The organism is Aliterella sp. E5.1 (assembly GCF_057473825.1).
In genome coordinates, this window is record NZ_JBYCCV010000443.1 from 1 (window position 1) to 1,270 (window position 1,270).

1 protein-coding gene and 1 pseudogene are annotated in these 1,270 nt (G+C 44.9%); one reads left to right on the plus strand and one right to left on the minus strand.

Annotated features, from left to right (window positions below; all coding sequences use genetic code 11):
• Positions 1-101: pseudogene (locus tag AC2VE5_RS28070) on the plus strand (transposase); the annotation flags it as partial.
• Between the two features lie 265 nt (positions 102-366).
• On the opposite strand, the gene AC2VE5_RS28075 reads toward AC2VE5_RS28070, so the two are convergent.
• Positions 367-1,149, minus strand: a complete 783-nt coding sequence (locus tag AC2VE5_RS28075; protein WP_486890784.1) for a hypothetical protein — start codon at positions 1,147-1,149, stop codon at positions 367-369.
• Between the last annotated feature and the right edge of the window lie 121 nt (positions 1,150-1,270).

A 1,270-nucleotide genomic window follows, 5' to 3' on the forward strand; every position in this document is an offset into this window, starting at 1 on the left:
GACATCTTGTACTGGGGCAACTTAACTCCTTTCGCTCGATCCGAGCCAGGGTCTGTCGCAAAATTGCTGCTCACAACTTGGCCTGGTTTTTGCTCCATTGACCCTTGACGCCCTAGCACCCGAGGTTATCAGCAAGCCCGTAGCCGGCGGCAGCATGAGTGACGACAGCGTTATCACCAAACTCGCGGAACTTCCCATTTTAATGTTGAGGTTTTGGGCAGTCGCGCATCCACTTTGTTGTGTTCTACAAGGCTTTGTTGCCTTCTTGTATGGTGCAAACTCGGACGGCATAAAAAGGGGCAGCACTCGAGCGGCTCAAAAGCCGTGATTTGTTATATATCCATAATATTTTGGTGGATTTAGTTGTTACCAACGCAAGCGCTTTAGTTCATGTGTCAACTGCTTTTCCAGTTTTTGCATGTGTTCTCGCCTTTGGATATGTAGAGTCTTCAATCCCTCTAATGCGGATATTTTCATTCTCAAGCTAACACTGAACATTCCATCACGTTGTTGGTCTAGTTCTGCAAGCTCAGCAATTGTTCTAGCATTTACCCAATAGATAGTTACTAACTTGAGGGAATCCACGGCTGCATCTAAGTAAAGGCGATTTTGCTCAGATATTGCCACTGAAGAATCTTCCAGCGCAGTCAAATTACGATATGTTTCAGGAAGAATGATACTGATGTCGGGTAGTAGCAGCAACGTCCATGGAATGTGGGAGGCGATATTAAGGGAGTAGGTACCGACCTGTTTATATAATGAATCCATCTCACCACTTGAAAAAATATCAGCTTTGAGTTCAAATCCATCCTCAGCTTTCATATCTAGTATTGCCCTCAGTTCCATGTTGTGATCTGGGCCAAGCTGTTCTTCTATGAACTTCTTTGCGGGAGAAGCTAAGTTTAATGCCTCCAGCAATCTGGTGATATCCAATAGAGATGTGTCAATACCAGGAATGATATCGTCTTTAATTTCTTTAATGTCCTTAGAAACAGTATCAAGCAAAGAATTGACAATGCCCCTTACCCTTCTTCTGGTTTGGCTTCTGTGAAGCAACGAAGCGAATAGAAAAGCGAGAAGTGCACCCACGACTACTCCAAAGAGATTCCCCAAAAAACCGCCCCAAGGGGATAGTAGTATTTCACTCACCTTACGCACCGAGGACGGAAACAGCTAAAGTAGTGAGATGAACAAGGAACTGCTAGAGGTTTACAGTGACTATCTGATTAGCTCGTTCAGCTACACCACGGCGACAGGGTTGTCAGGGATG